This window comes from Streptacidiphilus sp. ASG 303 (genome assembly GCF_020991365.1).
Taxonomy (GTDB): Bacteria; Actinomycetota; Actinomycetes; order Streptomycetales; family Streptomycetaceae; genus Peterkaempfera.
This window is the reverse complement of sequence record NZ_JAJLRA010000010.1, coordinates 164,987-182,865: the sequence shown is the minus strand read 5'-3', so window position 1 is coordinate 182,865 and position 17,879 is coordinate 164,987. Positions and strand designations below refer to the sequence as shown.

Genomic DNA, 17,879 nt, shown 5'->3' with positions numbered 1-17,879 from the left:
GGGCCGGACCGCCGCACGCCCGACCGCCGCACGCCCGACGGGCCGGGGACCGACGAAGAAGGGGACGCAGCCATGAACCTGGAAACCTCCCTCAAGGAGTGCATGGCCATCGACGGTGCCCTGGGCACCGCACTGGTCGACTACGGCAGCGGTATGGCGCTGGGCGTGCTCGGCGGCAATGACGAGCTCGACCTCAACGTGGCCGCGGCCGGCAACACCGACGTGGTGCGGGCCAAGATGCGCGCCATGGAGCTGCTGGACCTGCGCGGCGAGACCATCGAGGACATGCTGATCACGCTCTCCGGGCAGTTCCACCTGATCCGGCCGCTGACCAAGCGGGGCAGCCAGGGGATCTTCCTCTACCTGGTCCTGGACCGGAAGCGGGCCAACCTGGCCCTGGCCCGGCACCGCGCCCGCCAGGTCTGCGACGCCCTGGAACTCTGAACCCCTTTTTCTTGCCCACAAGTTGAAGCCTTCTTCAATTCCCGATCCGCCGGATGCTTCACTCCCCGGCAGATCGGGCCCCCCGCCCGTAGCCTTCGACCGCGGGAAACAGGGGGCGGCGTCCGGAAAGGGGTGACCGGCAGTGCAACGGGTTCCGCTGTACCAGGCGAAGGCGGAGTTCTTCCGGATGCTCGGCCACCCCGTCCGCATCCGCGTCCTGGAGCTCCTCCAGGAGGGGCCGAAGCCCGTCCGCGACCTGCTGGCGGACCTGGAGGCGGAGCCGTCCAGCCTCTCCCAGCAGCTCGCGGTGCTGCGCCGCTCGGGGATCGTGGTCTCCGCCCGCGAGGGCTCCACGGTCGTCTACTCGCTGGCCGGCGCCGACGTCGCCGACCTGCTGCGCGCCGCCCGCCGGATCCTCACCGAACTGCTCGCCGGCCAGCAGGGCCTGCTCGACGAGCTGCGCGAGGCCGAGCGCGGCGCCCGCCTCATGTGACCCCGTCCGGACACTGCCCGTCCGGACACTGCCCTGCCGGGACGCGGCCCTGCCCGGGCGCGGCCCCTCCCCGGTGCGGCTCCGTCCGGCCGTCCCGGAGGCCGCCCCCCGGGTGTGTGACGCGCGTCACACGGCTCCGTGAAATAACCGGGGAGTCCTTCCCCGTTCTTCCCATGCGAGCAACCGGGGAAGCAGTCCCCGGTTCACCGTCCGGAGGAGCAGTCCGATGAGCGTCGGCGCCGTGGAGCAGCAGGGGGCCCGCATGAGGGCGGACGCCTGCCGCAACCGTGCGCGGATCGCGGCTGCCGCCCGGGAGGCGTTCGTCGAGCACGGCGCGGACGTCCCGCTGGACGAGATCGCCCGCCGGGCCGGCATCGGCAACGCCACGCTGTACCGGCACTTCCCCGACCGGCGCGGGCTGATCCGCACGGTCACCCTCTCCGTCCTCGTCCGCACCGCCGAGCAGGCGGAGGCCGCCCGCGACGAGGAGCCGTCCGCCTTCGCGGCGCTGCGGCGCTTCGTCCACGCGGCGGCGGACGAGCGCATCGGCGCCGTCTGCCCGCTGCTCTCCGGCTGGGTCGACCCCCGGGACCCCGAGTTCGCCGCGGCCCGGACCCGCCTGGAGCGCGCCGTCTCGGACATCATCGACGCCGGCCGGCGCTCCGGCGACCTGCGCCCCGACATCGCCGCGGGGGACGTCATCGTCGCCGTCACCCAGCTGGCACGCCCGCTGCCGGGCACCGGCTGCGGCGGCGCCGACCGCTTCGTCCACCGCCACCTCGACCTGCTCCTCGACGGGCTGGGCACCCCCCGGCCCACGGAGCTGTCCGGCTCCGCCACCACCCTCGAAGACCTCCGCAGGCTCCAGGGGGAGTACCGCTGACCGAGCCGCCACCGCGGCCCCGAGCAACGGCACCGACCCGCAGCCCGACCCGTACGCACCGGCACGCCGGTGCGCCCGTCCGCCGACCGGACGGCGCACCCGTGCGTCCGATCCTGCACGCCCGACCCGTGACGACCGCCCGACCCGTGACGATTGTGAGTACCCCCATGCCGGAAACGGCCGCCCCGCACCCCAGGCGCTGGACAGCCCTGGTCTTCATTGCCCTCGCCCAGCTGATGGTGGTCCTCGACGGCACCATCGTGAACATCGCCCTGCCCTCCGCCCAGCACGACCTCGGCATCTCCGACGGCAACCGCCAGTGGGTGATCACCGCCTACACCCTCGCCTTCGGCGGCCTGCTGCTGCTCGGCGGCCGCATCGCGGACATCGCCGGCCGCAAGCGGGTCTTCATCACCGGCCTGATCGGCTTCGCCGGGGCCTCCGCCCTCGGCGGCGCCGCCCTGAACACCGGCATGCTCCTCGGCGCCCGCGCCCTCCAGGGCGTCTTCGGCGCGCTGCTCGCCCCCGCCGCGCTGTCCCTGCTCGCCGTGACCTTCACCGAGGCCAAGGAGCGCGCCAAGGCGTTCGGCGTCTTCGGCGCCATCGCCGGCGGCGGCGGCGCGCTAGGCCTGATCCTCGGCGGCGTGCTCACCGAGTACCTCAACTGGCGCTGGGCGCTCTACGTCAACGTGCCGATCGCCGCCGTGGCCGCCTTCGGCGCCGCCGCCGTCGTGCACGAGCCCGCCGGCAGCCGCAACCGCAACCGCCTCGACATCCCCGGCGTCATCCTGGCCACCCTCGGCCTGGTCACCCTGGTCTACGGCTTCACCCGCGTCGAGAGCGACGGCTGGACCGCCCCCGCCCCCCTCGGCCTCTTCGCGACCGCGGTCGTCCTGCTGGCCGCCTTCGTCGCCGTGGAGGCCCGGGTGAAGGCCCCGCTGCTCCCGCTGCGGGTCGTCACCGACCGCAACCGCGCAGGCGTGTACCTCTCGCTGGGCCTCGCCATCATCGGCATGTTCGGCCTCTTCCTCTTCCTCACCTACTACCTGCAGGTCGTCAAGGGCTACTCCCCGGTCGTCACCGGCCTGGCCTTCCTGCCGATGGTCGCCGGCATGATCACCGGCTCCACCCAGATCGGCGCCCGCCTGATGAACCGGGTCCCCCCGCGCCTGCTCATGGGCCCCGGCTTCCTGCTGGCCGCGCTCGGCATGCTGCTCCTCACCCGGCTGGAGGTCGGCAGCCCCTACGCGGGGCTGATCCTCCCCGCCGAGCTCATGCTCGGCCTCGGCATGGGCACCTCCTTCATGCCGGCGATGAGCCTGGCGACGTACGGCGTCCAGCCCCGCGACGCCGGTGTCGCCTCCGCCATGGTCAACACCTCCCAGCAGGTCGGCGGCTCCATCGGCACCGCCCTGCTGAACACGGTCGCGGCGAGCGCCACCACCCACTGGCTGGCCTCCCACGGCGGCGACCTGCGGCTCGTCAACCAGGCCGCGGTGCACGGCTACGCCACCGCCATCGGGTGGGCCGCCGGCATCCTGGCCACCGCGTCGGCCATCGCCTTCACCTTCATCACCACCGGGCGCCAGGACGGCGGCGCCGCGGTCGCCTCCGGGAAGGGCGCCGCTGACGAGGTCCCCGTCCCGGTCGTCGCCCACTGAGGCACGCCCACCGGCGCGGCCCGGCCGCGCCCCTCCCGTCCGGGGCCCGCTCCACGCGTGGAGCGGGCCCCGGCGCGTGCCCGGGGCCCGCCGTCCGCGGGCCGAAGTGGCCCACGCGGACGGCGGCGGAGCGGCCCTGGGCGGACGGCCCTCCCCGCCCTACGGTGGTGCGGCGCACCCCTCCCCATCGCCGGACGACCGAGGAGCCGCATGCCCAGCCGGACCCCCCGGACCCTCCGGACTCCCCGGACCTCCCGGACCTGCCGCCCTGAGCGCCTGTCGCGCCCCGCCCGTCCCGGCGGTCCTGCCCGTCCCGGCGGCCCCGGCCGACCCGCCCGTCCGGAGCGGGGGCTCGCGCTCGCCCAGACGGCCAACTCCGTCGGCGACGGCGCCTACCTCGTCTGCTCCGCCCTCTTCCTCGTCCGCGTCGCGGGCCTCTCCCCGGCCCTCATCGGCCTCGGCCTCGGCCTCTCCTGGGCCGTCGGCACCCTGGCGGGCATCCCGCTGGGGCACCTCGCCGACCGGCACGGGCCGCGCGGCACCTCCGCCCTGCTCGCCCTCGCGACTGCCGGCGCCCTCGGCGCCCTCCTCCTCGTCCGCTCCTTCCCTCCGTTCCTGGCGGTCGCCTGCCTCTACGCGTCCGGCCAGTGCGGCCTGGCCGCTGCCCGCCAGGCCCTGCTGGCGGGGCTGGTCGGCCCCGACCGGCGCACCGCCGTGCGGGCCCGGCTGCAGTCCTGCGGCAACGCCGGACTCGCCGCGGGCGCGGCCCTCGGAGGAGTGGCCCTGCACCTCGGCACCCGCCAGGCGTTCCTGGGGGCGCTCGCCCTCGACGCGGCCGCCTTCCTGGCCTGTGCCGCCCTGCTGCTGCGGGTGCCCGCCGTCCCGGCAGCCCCGCCCGCGCCCGGCGGCGGTCCGGCCCTCGCGGTGCTGCGCGACCGGCCGTACGCCCTGCTCACCCTCCTCAACGCCCTGATGCTGCTGCGGATGCCGCTGCTCAGCCTCGCCCTCCCGCTCTGGACCGTGCAGCGGACCGCCGCACCGCCCTGGACCGGGTCCGCGCTGCTGGTCCTCAACACCCTGGGGGTGGTGCTCTTCCAGGTGCGGGCCGCACGGGGCGTCCGCGGACCGGCCGCCGCCGTCCGGGCCGTCCGGCGGTCCGGCCTGCTGGTGCCGGCCTCGTGCGTCGTCCTCGCGCTCTCCGGCGGCGCCGTTCCTGCCCCGACGGCCGTGGCGCTGCTGCTCGTGGGCGTCGCCCTGCTGACCGCGGGCGAGACGGTGCAGTCCGCCGGCGGGTGGGAGCTGGGCTCCTGCCTCGCCCCCGACCACCGGCAGGGCCAGTACCAGGGCTTCTACGGCAGCGGGGTCGCCGTCGCGCGGACGCTCGGGCCGCCGCTCCTCACCGGACTCGTGGTGGAGGGGGGCACGTCCGGCTGGCTGCTGCTGGGACTCCTCTTCCTCGGCGCCGGGCTCGCCACCGGCCCGGCCGCCCGCTGGGCGGTGCGCACCCGCCCGGACACCGTCCCGGCCGCCGTCCCGGCGGCCGCCCTGCCGGGCTGACCGGACCGCCGGGCTCAGACGTCCTTGCGGAGTGCCACCAGGCGGTACACGGGATCCGGCCGGGGGCGGTCCTGGTCGGGCAGCGCGGCCAGCGACGCCGCGAGGGAGGCGGCCTGACGCTCCGTCACCCGGATCGCGGACGGGTAGGCGCCGTGCGCCAGTCCGGCGGCGGCCGACCGCGGCGACCGCCCCTGGCCGTGCCCGGTGAAGGACGCCCCGCCGCAGGGCCGCAGCCCGTGCCGTGCGGCGTGCCCGGCCACCAGGGCGCGTCCGTCGGACGCGTCCGGCCGCCGGAAGGGCGCGAGCAGCGCGTCGATGTCGCTGCCCACGTCGTGCGATGCGTCCTTGTCGACGGTCGCGACCAGCACCCCGCCCGGCCGCAGCACCCGGGCGCACTCGGCGACCACCGGTGCGGCGTCGGGCAGCAGGTGCAGCAGCCAGACGGCGCTCACCGCGTCCAGGGTGCCGTCGGCGAACGGGAGGCGCCGGGCGTCCGCCAGCACCACCGCCCCGCCCAGGCGGGCCGCCGCCAGCCGGAGCATGCCGGGGGAGGCGTCCGCGCCCGCCACCCGCAGGCCCGGCCGGGAGATCCGGGCGCTGACCAGGCCGGTGCCGCAGCCGACGTCGAGGAGGGTGCGGACGTCCGGCGGCAGCAGCCCCAGGACCGCCCGCGCGGCGGCCCCGGCGCGCGGCACCCCGCCCCGGCTCGCGTCGTAGCGGTCGGCCTCGGTGTCGTAGTCCAGCATGGCCCGCACCCTATGCCCGCGGTCCGTCCCCGCCCGCCGCCCTGTCCGCGGCCCCCCGCCCTCCCCGCCCTTTCCGCAGCCCGCAGCCCCCATCCCGCAGCCCGCACCCCGCGGCCCGCCCCGCAGTGCCGCGTGCCCCGCCGGTCACGCCCTGCGCCGGGCCGCGGGCGGCGGTAGCGTCGAGGGGCCACCGCGGGAGGAGTCCGACCGTGCCGACAGCACACCAGCCGACGACCACCACGGCCTGGGTCGTGGACCGGCCCGGCCCCGCCGCGGACGGCCCGCTGCGCCGGGTCGAGCGGGAGCTCCCGCCCCCGGGGCCCCACCAGCTGCTCGTCGAGGTCTCCGCCTGCGGCGTCTGCCGCACCGACCTGCACCTCGCCGAGGGCGACCTGGTACCGCACCTGCCGCGCTGCACGCCCGGCCACGAGGTGGTGGGCCGGGTCCTGGCGGCCGGTCCTGGCGCGGAGGGGCCCGGCACCGCCCCGGACGGCTCCGCCGGTGACCCGGAGGGCTCCGCCGACGACCTCGAGGGCTTCGCCGGTGACCCGGAGGGCTTCGCCGGTGACGCGGAGGGCTTCGCCCCGGGCGACCGGGTGGGCGTCGCCTGGCTGGCCGGCACCTGCGGGCACTGCCCCTGGTGCCGCAGCGGACGCGAGAACCTCTGCCCGCACTCCCGCTACACCGGCTGGGACGTCCACGGCGGCTACGCCGGCCACCTCCTCGCCGACGCCCGCTACGCCTACCGGCTGCCCGAGGACGCCCCCGCGTGGCGGGGCTGGGCCGACGAGGAGATCGCCCCGCTGCTCTGCGCGGGCATCATCGGGTACCGCGCGCTGGAGCGGGCCCGGCTGCCCCGCGGCGGCCGCCTGGGCGTGTACGGGTACGGCGCGTCGGCCCACCTGACGACCCAGCTGGCGACCGCCCGCGGCGCGGTCGTCCACGTGCTCACCCGCTCCGAGGAGGCCCGGCGGCTCGCCCTGGACCTGGGCGCGGCCTCGGCGGGCGGCGCCTACGACGCGCCGCCCGAGCCGCTGGACGCGGCGATCCTCTTCGCCCCCGTCGGCGACCTGGTGCCGACCGCCCTCGCCGCCCTGGACCGCGGCGGCACGCTGGCGGTGGCCGGCATCCACCTGAGCGACATCCCGCCGCTGCGGTACGCCGACCACCTCTTCCAGGAGCGGACGCTGCGCAGCGTCACCGCGAACACCCGGGCGGACGGCCGGGCCTACCTCGCCGAGGCGGCCCGGCTGCGCCCGCAGGTGCACGTGACCCGCCGCCCGATGGCCGAGGCCGACCGGGTGCTGGCCGACCTCGCGGCGGACCGGGTCACCGGCGCCGCGGTGCTCGTCCCCGGCCCGGCCTGAACCCCACCGGGGACCGCCCGTACCGCGCCCGGACCCGCATCCGGACCGGCGCCCGTACCGCGCCCGTACCCGGACCCGGGCCGTCCCCCGGAACCGCGCCCGGGCCGGGCGGGTCCGGCCTGCCGCGGCCCGGACCCGCGCCCGCACCGTCAGGCGTGCGGCCCGCCCGGGGCCCGGCCGGTCGCCTCCAGCAGCTCCCGCCCGTCGGGCACGGCGTGGGAGCGGTACCGGCCGGTCTCCCGCGACCAGGCGGCGTGGCCCGCCATCCAGTGCCCCAGTCCGTCGACCGTGCCGAGCAGCGCCCGGGCCTGGTCGTCCGGCAGGCCCCGGCAGAGGTCGCGGACCGCCGCGGCCGCCTCACAGAACCGTTTCACCTCGGCGTCGATCCGCATTACCACCTCCCGGGCGGCCTCCTCCAGGGGCACGCCGAGCTGCCGGTGGAGGACGGTCACGTAGTTGCACAGGTCGCCCACCGAGATCTCCTTGGGCGCCGAGAAGAGGTCGTTGGTCCAGCCGATGGCGTTGACCGCGGACTCCCGCAGGGCCGCCACCTCCGGGCGGGCCAGCAGGTGCTCGGGCACCGGGCGGCCGGTGCCGTACTCGATGAGGTCCGCCCCCGTGTACATCGCGACCGTCGACGACCGGTGGGCGCTGTACGCGGCCTCGTCCAGCACCGCGCGCGACCCGTTCACCGAGGCCTGGCGGCGGTAGGAGTGCAGGAAGTCGACGACGTTGCGGGTGAACCGCGCGTTCCACTCCGCGGGCATGGCCCGGGTGATCCGCCGCCGCAGCCGGGCCAGCGCGTCGCGGGAACGGGCCACCTCGCGGCTGGGGGCCGGGGGTCTGCGGAGGGTCCGCCGCCCGCGGCAGACCGGCTCCATGCAGGCGATGACGCGCTCCACGAACTCCGCGTCACGCCCCTCCGGCGTGTCGTCCAGGAGGTCGTCGAAGGCGAAGATCCAGCCGGTCCAGTCGGCGAGGGTGAGCAGCCGCCCGTACTCCGCGTCCGCGTAGACGCGGGCCGCGAACCGGCCGAAGAGCATGGAGTCGAAGGCGTCGGCGGCCGCCCCGGGGGCGACGATGCGCCTGCTGCGGGCCCAGCCCCGCAGGTGCTCCTCGGCCTGCGCGGCGTACGGGCTGATCACGGAAGGGAAGGGGAATTCGGGCAGCGGGAGGGTGAGTTCCACGGTCTTCTCCGGATTCTTCGTCCAGTCGCCTCGACGGCGCCGGAGGCCTCTGCGGCGCACGGCCGCCCACCGGTGGGGGCACGGCGTCTCCTCCTCCGGGACGGCGCATGCCGGGGTGCGGGGGCGCACGGCCGGACTGCGCGCGGGGTCGCCTCACGGTGATCCTCGTTCCGGAGACCTCAGCGGTAAACACCCTTCCCGGCCAACCTGTCCGGTTCCGCGCGGCCGATGCGCCCCCGGACCCGGCCGCCACCGGATAGCCTCGTGACGGGAAGTCATGTCGGCGGCGCAGACGACACAGAGAGGCCGGCCGTGACCGATCGGGACGACAACCGGGGCCCGGGGCCCGAGGGCGGGGCCCCGGCCGTGCTGCTGGAGCGCGAACAGGAGGTCGCGGCCGCCGAGCGCGCCGTCGACGACCTCTGCCGCCGCGCCGCCGCGGGCGGCGGCCGGCCGGGCGGGACGCTGCTCGTCAGCGGGTCCGCCGGCACGGGCAAGACCGCCCTCCTCACCGAGGTCCGCCGCATCGCCTCCGCGCGCGGGGACTGCCGGGTGCTCTTCGCCCGCGGCGGCGAGCAGCAGCGCTCCCTCCCCTTCCACGTCGTCAGGCAGCTGCTGCAGCCGGTCCTCGTCGGCCGCAGCGAGGCGCAGCAGCGCGAGCTCTTCGGCCTCTGGTACGGGATCACGGGCCCGGCCGCCGGTCTGTTCGCGCCGCCCGACGGGGCCCTGGCCGACCCGCAGGGCGTCCGCGACGGCCTGGACCAGGTCTTCACCCGCCTGGCGCGGCCCGGGAGCCCGCTGGTGCTGGTGGTCGACGACCTGCACTGGGCCGACCCGGAGTCGGCGGGGTGGCTCGCGTCGTTCCGGCAGCGCGTCCGCGAGCTCCCGGTCCTGCTGGTCCTCGCCCACCGGCCCGACGACCTCCCCCGGGAGGACCCCTTCCCGCGGCTGGTCGAGGACGGCGCCGGACGCCCCCTCGTCCTGCGCCCGCTCGGCCCCGCCGCGGTGGCGGAACTGGTGCGCGCCACCCTCGGGCGCGACGCCGACGACGCCTTCTGCCGTGAGTGCTGGACCGTCACCGCCGGCAACCCGTACGAGGCGGTGGAGCTGCTCGCCCGGGCCGAGGAGCGCGGGATCGCCCCCACCGCGGACAGCGCGGAGCTCCTGCGGGACCTGGGCGCCGCGGTGCGCGGCGCCGGACTCGTCGCCGAGCTGGAGAAGCTCGGCCCGGAGACCCTCCGCTACGCCTGGGCCGCCGCCGTCCTCGGCGACGGCACCCCCGCGCCGCTGGCCGCCCGGCTCGCCGCCATGGACCCGGCCGAGGCCGGGCAGGCCGCCGAGCGGCTGCGGGAGGCCCGCGTCATCAAGGGCGGGCCCGTCCTGGAGTTCGTCCACCCTCTGATCGCCACCGCCGTCTACCGGGCCGTCCCGCCGGCCGCCCGCACCGCGATGCACGGCGTCGCCGCCCAGGCCGTGCGCGACGCGGGCCTCGGCGTCGCCGTCGCCGCCCGCCACCTGCTGGAGGTCCACCCCGACGGCGACGACGACCTCGTCGAGGTCCTCCGCGAGGCGGCCCGCGAGCACGTCGCCGTCGGCGCCCCCGACGCCGCCCGCCGCTGCCTGGAGCGGGCCCTGGCCGAGCCGCCCGCCGACGGCGACCGCGCCGACGTGCAGTACGAACTGGGCTGCGCCACCCTGCTCACCCAGCCCGCCGTCACCGTCAACCACCTGACCGCCGCCCTCGCCCGGCCCGGCCTGACCTCCTCCCGGCGGGAGAACGCGGCGCTGCGCCTGGCCCAGGCCCTCGGCCACCTGGACCGGCTGGACGAGGCCGTCGGCGTGCTCGCCGCCGAGGCGGCCCGCACCCCGCCGGGCCCCGCCCGCACCCGGCTCCTCGCGGGGCGCTTCATCTGGTCCGCGCTGCAGACCGACGACCGCGGCCGGGCGGACCGCTCCCGGCAGCTCGCCGACCTCGCCGGGGAGCTCGACGGCCGCGACGACGCCGCCGCCCGCGTCGTGCACGTGCTGCGCGCCTGGGACCTCACCCTGCGCGGCGAGCCCGCGGCGGAGGCCCAGGCCCTGGTGGACCGGGCGCTCGACGCCGGGAGGCTGCCCGCCGAGCTGGGCTGGACCAACCGCACCTGGGGCTTCGAGGTCCCCACCATGCTCGGCATGACCTGCACCTACACCGACCGGCTGGACCTCGCCGAGGAGCTGTTCGGCGACGCGGTGCGGGAGTTCGAGGTCGCCGGGTGGAGCGGGTCCCACCTGGGCTTCGCCTACTTCCTGCTCGGCCTGGTGCGCTTCCGCGGCGGCCGCCTGAGCGAGGCGGAGGACTTCCTGCGCAGCAGCCTGCGCACGGCCGAACGCCTGGGCCGGGGCGTCCCCCTGCAGTGGGACGCCGTCGGCGTCCTCATCGAGACGCTCCTGGCCCGCGGCCGGGCGGACGAGGCCATGGCCCTCGCCGAGCAGTACCGTTTCGGCCCGCCCTACCCCGCGGCCCTGCTGCTGCCGGACGCGCCCACCCTCCACAGCAGGCTGCTGCTCGCCCACGGCCGCACCGAGGAGGCCGCCGCCGAGCTCTCCGCGGTCGGCGCCCGCCTCGACGCCCGCGGCTGGCGCAACCCGGTCTGGTCGCCCTGGCGGTCCCTCCTCGCCCTCGCCGTGGCCGGCGACGACCCCGCCCGCGCCCGCTCCCTCGCCCGGGACGCGGTCCGCGACGCGGAGCGCTACGGCACCGGCACCGCCGTCGGCCAGGCCCTGCGGATGGGCGCCGCCGTCGCCGAGAGCCCCGACGAGTCCGAGGCGATGCTGGAACTGGCCGTCGCCCGGCTGGGCTGCTCCCCGTCCGCGTACGAGTACGCCCTCGCCCTCGTCGACCACGGCGCCGCCCTGCGCCGGGTGGGGCGCGCCTCGGACGCCGCCGAGCAGCTGCGCCACGGCGTGCAGCTGGCCAACCAGTGCGGGGCCGAGGCGCTGGCGGCGCGGGCCGCGGGGGAGCTCTCCGCGGCCGGGCTGCGCCCGCGCGGCCTGTACATGCTCGGCGCCGAGGCGCTGACGGACCGGGAGCGCAGGGCCGCGGAGCTGGCGGTGCGCGGCGTGCCGTCCGACCGGATAGCGGTGGAGCTGGGCACGGGGGTGCGGATCGTCGACCGGCTGCTCGCGGCCGTCCACCGCAAGCTGGGCACCGGGCGGGAGGGCCTGCCTTCGGCGCTGGGCCTGCCGCCGGAGGACCCGCGCGACGGCGGGTGAGCCGGCGGGGCCGCTCCGGCGGCCCCGTCCCGCGACGGGGACGGGCGGGGCCGCCGCCCGTCCGGGACGCGGCCGACGCGACGCGGACCGGCGGTGCAGGGGCGGGCGTCAGGCGGACGGCCCGGCCCAGGGCACGGCCGGGAGGCCGCGGACCGGGGCGTCGCAGCGGAAGAGCGCGCCGTGCGGGGCCGGGTCGTCCGGGTCGGTGCCGCGGGCGGCGGTGGTGATCCACAGCGTGTCCAGGGCGTCGCCGCCGAAGGCCACGCTCGTCACCTGCGGCACCGGCAGCTCCACCGTCTCCAGCACCCGCCCGTCCGGCGCGAGGCAGCGCACCGCCGAACCGCCCCAGAACGCCACCCACAGGTTGCCCTCGGCGTCCAGCGCCATGCCGTCGGGGTCGCCGGAAAGGTCCGAGGTGTCGATGCTGCGGACGAGCGGGCCCACCGGCCCGTGCTCGGGATAGACGTGGAGGCCGATCCGCCGGGTCGGGCTGTCGATGTGCCAGAGCCGGTCCGGCTCCGGCCACGCCAGGCCGTTCGGGACGAGCAGCCCGTCGAGCACCGGCACCGCGCGCGGCGCACCGCCGCCGGTCTCCAGCCGGTACAGCGGGCCCGGCTCCGGCGTGCCGGAGAGCGCCGTCGTCCCGGCCAGCATCCGCCCGTACGGGTCGCACGCCCCGTCGTTCATCCGGCGGTCGGGCCGGTCGGCCTCCGCCGCGGCGACCGGTCCGAGGCGGCCGGAGGCCGTGTCCAGCACCTCGAAGCCCCGGTCGGTGGCCAGCAGCACCCGGTCGCCGTCGTACGGGGCCAGGGTGCCGGGCATGGTGTCCAGGTCCGTGCGGCCGGACTTCCCGGTCGCCGGGTCCAGCCACAGCACCGCGCGGTCCTCGATGCCGACCCAGCGGAGGCGCCCGGCCGCCGCGTCCCAGCGGGGGCTCTCGCCGAGCACGAGGCGGTCGGGGGAGACGAGGTCGGCGCGCACGGGGACTCCAGGAGGGTGCGGACGGGACCCGCGGGCCCCTCCGGTCCACGGGCGGGCCCGCGGTCGGGCGGGCGCCCGCGGCGGCTCCGGCCGGGGGCGGGACGACGCTAGCCGACGCCCGCCCGCCGGACCAGACCGCCTCCGCCCGCCCGCCCGCCCGTACCGGCCCCGCCCCGCCCCGGCGCCGCCGCCCACCGTCCGCCGCCGGCGTCGCGGTCCGGTCGCGCGGGTAGGGAGAGGGACGCCCGCCCGCGCGACCCCGTGGAGGAGCCCTGGACACCGACGACCGGCCCACCGACGACCGGCCCACCGACGACCGGCGCACCGCCGGCCCGCCCACCGACGCGCCGCCCACCGGCTTCGACCTCCCCTTCGACCGCTCCGGCACCGGCAGCAGCAAGTGGGCCGCCGCCGGTGCCGACGGCCGCCCCGGCCGGATCGCGCTGGGCCTCGCCGACATGGACCTCCCCGGCCCGCCCGCCGTCGCCGAGGCCCTGGCCTCCCGCGCCGCGCACCGCGCCTGGGGCTACACCGTCTGCGACCCGCGCGGCCGCGACCTGGTCGCCGCCTGGTACCGGGCCCGCCACGGCGCCGCCGTCGACCCCGACTGGGTGCTGCTGCTGCCCTTCGGCCCGCGCACCGCCGTCCGCCTGCTCCTGGAGGTGCTGCGCGCCGCGGGCCGCGGCGGACCGGTGCTGGCCCCGGTGCCCGAGTACGGCGGCTTCGCCCCCACCTGCCGGGCGGCCGGGCTGCCGTACGAGGAGGTGCCGCTGGCCCTGGAGGCGGACGGCTACCGCCTGCCCGTCGGGGGGTTCGCGGGCCGCCCGCTGTCCGCCGTCCTGCTCAGCAGCCCGCACAACCCCACCGCCCGGGTGTGGCCGCGCTCCGCCGTGCGGTCGCTGGCCGAGGCGGCGGCCGACGCGGGCGGGGTGCTGGTCTCCGACGAGGTCCACTCCGACCTGGTCCACCCCGGCGTGTCCCACCCCGTCGCGGTGGACGCCGCCGGCGACCTCGCCCCCTCCGTCGTCACGCTCAACTCCGTGGGCAAGACCTTCAACACCACGGGCCTCCCCAGCGCCTTCGCCCTCGTCCCCGACCCCGTGCTGCGGGAGCGCCTGCGGGAGGCGATGGCCGGATACGGCCTGTGGGAGGGCGGCCTGACGGCCCAACTGGTGCAGAACGCCGCCCTGGAGCACGGCGGGCCGTGGCTGGACGGCCTGCTCGGGTACCTGGCCGGCAGCCGCGACCTCGCCCTGGACGCCCTGCGCCGGGCCGCCCCGGGCGCCGTGCCCTCCCCGCCGCAGGCCTCCTACCTGCTCTGGCTGGACGCCGCCGCGCTGGGCCTGCCCGCCGCCGGGGCCTGCCGGCTGCTGCTGGAGGAGCGCGGACTCGGCCTCCAGGACGGTGCGGACTTCGGCGCCCCCGGCTTCCTGCGGCTGAACTACGCGCTGCCCCGCCCGCTCCTCGCGACGGCGCTCGACCGCCTCACCCGTCCGGCGCAGTCCTGAACCCCGCCGCCCACACCGCCCCGACCTGCGCAGACACCTCGGCGCCGCGGCGGTTTGCCGCCGCGCGGGCATGCTTCGGTGCAGACTGGGCAGTGAGCCCCGGGCCGCAAGACCGAGGGACGGTGAGCCGAGTGAAACCCGTACGCCCCCCGATACAGACCGACGCCGGGCCGCCGCAGGCACCGCCCACCGTGACCCCGCTGACCGAGTCGCAGGCCGAGGCGTACGTCGCCAGCGTCTGCTTCAAGATCGGTCCGCCGCGCCGGGTCGGCGTCGAACTGGAGTGGATCGTCCAGGACGCCCGCGACGCCGCCGCCCCCGTGGACCCGGCCCGCACCGACGCCGCCGTCGAGGCCCTCGGCCTCCGGCCCGGACCCCCCGCCCTCCCCGGGGGCTCCCTCCTCACCCGCGAACCCGGCGGGCAGGTCGAGCTCAGCTCCCCGCCCGCCGAATCCCTCGCCGACTGCGCCGAGACCGTGCTGCGCGACCTCGCCGTCCTCCGCGGCGCCTTCGCCGCCCGCGGCCTGAACCTCGCCGGCACCGGCACCGACCCCCACCCGCGCGGCCGCCGCATGGTGGTCCGCGCCCCCCGGTACGCCGCCATGGCGGAGTTCTTCGGACGCGGAGGCCCCTGGGGCCGGGTCATGATGTGCGCCAGCGCCTCCGTGCAGGTCTGCGTGGACGCGGGCACCGACGGACCCGGGCCGCACGGCTTCCGCGACCGCTGGCGGCTGCTGCACCTCCTCGGGCCCGTCCTGGTGGCGGCCTTCGCCAACTCCCCGCTGCTGGACGGGCGGCCCACCGGCCGCCGTTCCACCCGCCAGGCCGTGTGGGAGCGGATGGAGCCCACCCACACCCTCGCCCCTGCCCCGCTGGCCGGCGACCCCCGCGCCGCCTGGGCCCGCGCCGCCCTCGACGCCGAACTGCTCTGCGTGCGCCGTCCCGGCGGCCGGCCCTGGACCGCCCCGAGCGGCCTCACCTTCCGCGACTGGCTGCGCGGCGCGGGGGAGCGGCCGCCCACCCTGGACGACCTCGGCTACCACCTCACCACCCTCTTCCCGCCCGTGCGGCCCCAGGGGCACTTCGAACTGCGCATGATCGACGCCCAGCCCGGCGACGGCTGGCTCGTCCCCACCGCGCTGGTCACCGCCCTGCTGGACGACCCCCGCGCCGCCGACGCCGCCCTCGCGGCCCTGGAGCCCCTCGGCGACCCCGACCGGGACCTCCCGGCCCCCCGGGGCTCCCTGTGGACCAGGGCCTCCACCCACGCCGTCGCCGACCCCGCGCTGCGCCGCGCCGCCCTCGCCTGCTTCGCCGCCGCCGACGGCGCGCTGCCCCGGCTGGACGCCCCGCCCGCGGTGCGGAACGCCCTCGCCGCCTTCGCCGACCGCTACACCGCCGCCGGGCGATGTCCCGCCGACGACCAGCTGGACGCCCTGGCCGGCCGCTCCCGGCGGGGCCCCGGCACCGACACCGCGACGACGCAGGAGACCGCCCCGTGCTGAACACCGAGCCGAACACGCCGTCGGGCACGCCGTCGGGCACCCGGCCGGGCACCGCCCCGGGCGGCGCGACGGAGGCCGCGACGGACGCCGCCCGCGCCTCCCTCCCCGCCGGGCCCCCGCGCCCCGAGGCGCTGCCCGCCGAGGCGCTGCGCGAGCGCATCGCCGCCGAACTGCTCGCCGCCCGCGCCCGCACCGCGGTCCTCACCGGCAGCGTCGACGACCGCGACCTCACCGCCCAGCACTCGCCGCTGATGTCGCCCCTGGTCTGGGACCTCGCCCACATCGGCAACCAGGAGGAGCTCTGGCTGCTGCGCACCGTCGGCGGCCGCGACCCCCTGCTCCCCGGCATCGACTCCCTCTACGACGCCTTCGAGCACCCCCGCGCCGAACGCCCCTCCCTGCCGCTGCTGCCGCCCGCCGAGGCCCGCGCCTACGCCCACGACGTCCGCGGCCGGGTCCTCGACGTCCTGGAGGCCGCCGCCCTGGACGGCGACCCGCTGCTGCGCGGCGGCTTCGCCTTCGGCATGGTCGCCCAGCACGAGCAGCAGCACGACGAGACCATGCTGATCACCCACCAGCTCCGCCAGGGCCCGCCCGTCCTCGACGACCCGGCGCCGCCCCCCGCGCCCGCCGACGCCGCCGCGCTCCCCGCCGAGGTGCTCGTCCCCGGCGGCGACTTCACCATGGGCACCTCCACCGAGCCCTGGGCGCTGGACAACGAGCGCCCCGCCCACACCGTGCACGTCCCCGCCTTCCACCTGGACACCGTCCCGGTCACCAACGGCGCCTACCAGCGGTTCGTCGCCGACGGCGGCTACGACGACCCCCGCTGGTGGACCCCGGAGGGGTGGGACCACCGGCAGCGGGCCGGCCTCACCGCCCCCCTCTTCTGGACCCGCGACGGCGCGACCTGGCTGCGCCGCCGCTTCGGCCGCACCGAGGAGGTCCCCGCGGACGAGCCGGTCGTGCACGTCTGCTGGTACGAGGCCGACGCGTACGCCCGCTGGGCCGGGCGCCGCCTGCCCACCGAGGCCGAGTGGGAGAAGGCGGCCCGCCACGACCCCGCCACCGGACGCTCCCGCCGCTACCCGTGGGGCGACGCCGACCCCACCCCCGAGCACGCCAACCTCGGCCAGCGCCACCTGCGGCCCGCCCCCGCCGGCAGCCACCCCGCCGGCGCCTCCCCGCACGGCGCCCGCCAGCTGATCGGCGACGTCTGGGAGTGGACCTCCAGCCGCTTCACGCCCTACCCCGGCTTCCGCGCCTGGCCCTACCGCGAGTACTCCGAGGTCTTCTTCGGCGGCGACTACCGGGTGCTGCGCGGCGGCTCCTTCGGGGTCGCGCCGGTGGCCTGCCGGGGCACCTTCCGCAACTGGGACCACCCGGTGCGGCGCCAGATCTTCTCCGGCTTCCGCACCGCCCGCGACGCCGAGCCCCGCACCGCCGGCCGCACCGCCCCCGGGGCCGCCTGATGTGCCGCCACCTCGCCTACGTCGGCGAGCCCCGGGCGGTCCGCGACCTGGTCACCGCGCCCCCGTACGGGCTCCACCAGCAGTCCTGGGCGCCGCGCATGCAGAAGTACGGCACCGTCAACGCCGACGGCTTCGGCATCGGCTGGTACGCCGACGGCGACCCCGTGCCCGCCCGCTACCGCCGCTCCGGACCGATCTGGGCCGACCCGTCCTTCGCCGACCTCTCCCGGGTCGTGCGGACCCGCGCCCTGCTCGCCGCCGTGCGCTCCGCCACCGACGGCTGCGCCCCCGGCGAGGCCGCCGCCGCCCCCTACGCCGCCGACCGCTGGCTCTTCAGCCACAACGGCGCCCTGCCCGGCTGGCCCGCCGCCTTCGCCGACCTGGCCGCCGCCCTGCCGCCCGCCGACCTCCTCTCCATGGAGGCCCGCTGCGACTCCGCGCTGGTCTGGGCCCTGGTCCTGCGGCGGCTGCGGGACGGCGCCGCGCCCGGCGACGCCCTCGCCGCGACCGTCGCCGACGTCGCCGCCCGCGGCGACGCCCGCCTCAACCTGCTCCTCACCGACGGCACCGCCATCGCCGCCACCACCTGGGGCGACACCCTCTTCCACCGCCTGGAGCCGGGCCGCTGCGCCCTGGTCGCCTCCGAGCCGGGCGACGACCTGCCCGGCTGGACCGCCGTCCCCGACGGGTCGCTGCTGCTCGCGACCGCCGACGCCGTCACCGTCCGCCCCCTGGCGGGACCGCCGGGCTGACCGGCCCGCGCCGGCCGTCCCGCCCCGGCCGGCGCGCACCGCCGCCCGACCCCGACGGCACCCCACCCTTC

At 78.1% G+C, this 17,879-nt stretch carries 14 protein-coding genes; 11 read left to right on the top strand and 3 right to left on the bottom strand.

Annotation, left to right across the window (positions count from 1 at the left end; genetic code table 11):
* The first annotated feature begins 72 nt into the window (after positions 1-72).
* The 5 genes from LO771_RS15910 to LO771_RS15890 all read left to right on the top strand — a co-directional run bounded on the left by LO771_RS15910 (position 73) and on the right by LO771_RS15890 (position 5,038).
* Positions 73-444: a hypothetical protein gene (locus LO771_RS15910; protein WP_230652877.1), complete on the top strand. Its 372-nt coding sequence runs from the start codon at positions 73-75 to the stop codon at positions 442-444.
* 142 nt (positions 445-586) lie between these two features.
* Positions 587-937: a metalloregulator ArsR/SmtB family transcription factor gene (locus tag LO771_RS15905; protein WP_308188918.1), complete on the top strand. Its 351-nt coding sequence runs from the start codon at positions 587-589 to the stop codon at positions 935-937.
* A gap of 226 nt (positions 938-1,163) precedes the next feature.
* Entirely contained in the window at positions 1,164-1,820 is a 657-nt protein-coding gene (locus LO771_RS15900; RefSeq protein WP_230652875.1) for a TetR/AcrR family transcriptional regulator, read from the top strand.
* A gap of 167 nt (positions 1,821-1,987) precedes the next feature.
* Positions 1,988-3,481: an MFS transporter gene (locus LO771_RS15895; RefSeq protein WP_230652873.1), complete on the top strand. Its 1,494-nt coding sequence runs from the start codon at positions 1,988-1,990 to the stop codon at positions 3,479-3,481.
* 210 nt (positions 3,482-3,691) lie between these two features.
* Positions 3,692-5,038 carry an MFS transporter gene (locus tag LO771_RS15890; protein WP_230652871.1) on the top strand — a complete coding sequence of 449 codons (1,347 nt, stop codon included), beginning with the start codon at positions 3,692-3,694 and terminating at the stop codon, positions 5,036-5,038.
* A gap of 14 nt (positions 5,039-5,052) precedes the next feature.
* Here LO771_RS15890 and LO771_RS15885 read toward each other — a convergent pair whose 3' ends face one another.
* Positions 5,053-5,784: a class I SAM-dependent methyltransferase gene (locus LO771_RS15885; protein ID WP_230652869.1), complete on the bottom strand. Its 732-nt coding sequence runs from the start codon at positions 5,782-5,784 to the stop codon at positions 5,053-5,055.
* Between the two features lie 209 nt (positions 5,785-5,993).
* Here LO771_RS15885 and LO771_RS15880 point away from each other — a divergent pair, with 209 nt between their 5' ends.
* Positions 5,994-7,151 (top strand): zinc-dependent alcohol dehydrogenase family protein, encoded by a 1,158-nt coding sequence (locus LO771_RS15880; protein ID WP_230652867.1) that lies wholly within the window; start codon positions 5,994-5,996, stop codon positions 7,149-7,151.
* Between the two features lie 149 nt (positions 7,152-7,300).
* On the opposite strand, the gene LO771_RS15875 is transcribed toward LO771_RS15880, so the two are convergent.
* On the bottom strand, positions 7,301-8,338 hold the full coding sequence (locus LO771_RS15875) for a hypothetical protein (protein ID WP_230652865.1): 1,038 nt from the start codon (positions 8,336-8,338) through the stop codon (positions 7,301-7,303).
* Positions 8,339-8,650: 312 nt separating this feature from the next.
* Between LO771_RS15875 and LO771_RS15870 the strand changes: the two genes are divergently transcribed.
* Complete coding sequence (locus LO771_RS15870) at positions 8,651-11,590, top strand: AAA family ATPase (protein ID WP_230652863.1); 2,940 nt, start codon at positions 8,651-8,653, stop codon at positions 11,588-11,590.
* A 108-nt stretch (positions 11,591-11,698) separates the two neighbouring features.
* Here LO771_RS15870 and LO771_RS15865 read toward each other — a convergent pair whose 3' ends face one another.
* Entirely contained in the window at positions 11,699-12,571 is an 873-nt protein-coding gene (locus LO771_RS15865; RefSeq protein ID WP_230652861.1) for an SMP-30/gluconolactonase/LRE family protein, read from the bottom strand.
* Positions 12,572-13,029: 458 nt separating this feature from the next.
* Here LO771_RS15865 and LO771_RS15860 point away from each other — a divergent pair, with 458 nt between their 5' ends.
* From LO771_RS15860 to egtC, 4 genes are all read left to right on the top strand, one after another.
* Positions 13,030-14,079 (top strand): aminotransferase class I/II-fold pyridoxal phosphate-dependent enzyme, encoded by a 1,050-nt coding sequence (locus LO771_RS15860; RefSeq protein ID WP_230652859.1) that lies wholly within the window; start codon positions 13,030-13,032, stop codon positions 14,077-14,079.
* A 191-nt stretch (positions 14,080-14,270) separates the two neighbouring features.
* On the top strand, positions 14,271-15,584 hold the full coding sequence (gene egtA / locus LO771_RS15855; protein ID WP_230652857.1) for an ergothioneine biosynthesis glutamate--cysteine ligase EgtA: 1,314 nt from the start codon (positions 14,271-14,273) through the stop codon (positions 15,582-15,584).
* Between the two features lie 131 nt (positions 15,585-15,715).
* Positions 15,716-17,056 carry an ergothioneine biosynthesis protein EgtB gene (gene egtB / locus LO771_RS15850; protein WP_230652941.1) on the top strand — a complete coding sequence of 447 codons (1,341 nt, stop codon included), beginning with the start codon at positions 15,716-15,718 and terminating at the stop codon, positions 17,054-17,056.
* A complete protein-coding gene (gene egtC / locus LO771_RS15845; RefSeq protein ID WP_230652855.1) occupies positions 17,056-17,808 on the top strand; it encodes an ergothioneine biosynthesis protein EgtC in 753 nt (250 codons plus the stop codon). The genes egtB and egtC overlap by 1 nt, the downstream gene beginning before the upstream one ends.
* Positions 17,809-17,879 lie beyond the last annotated feature (71 nt).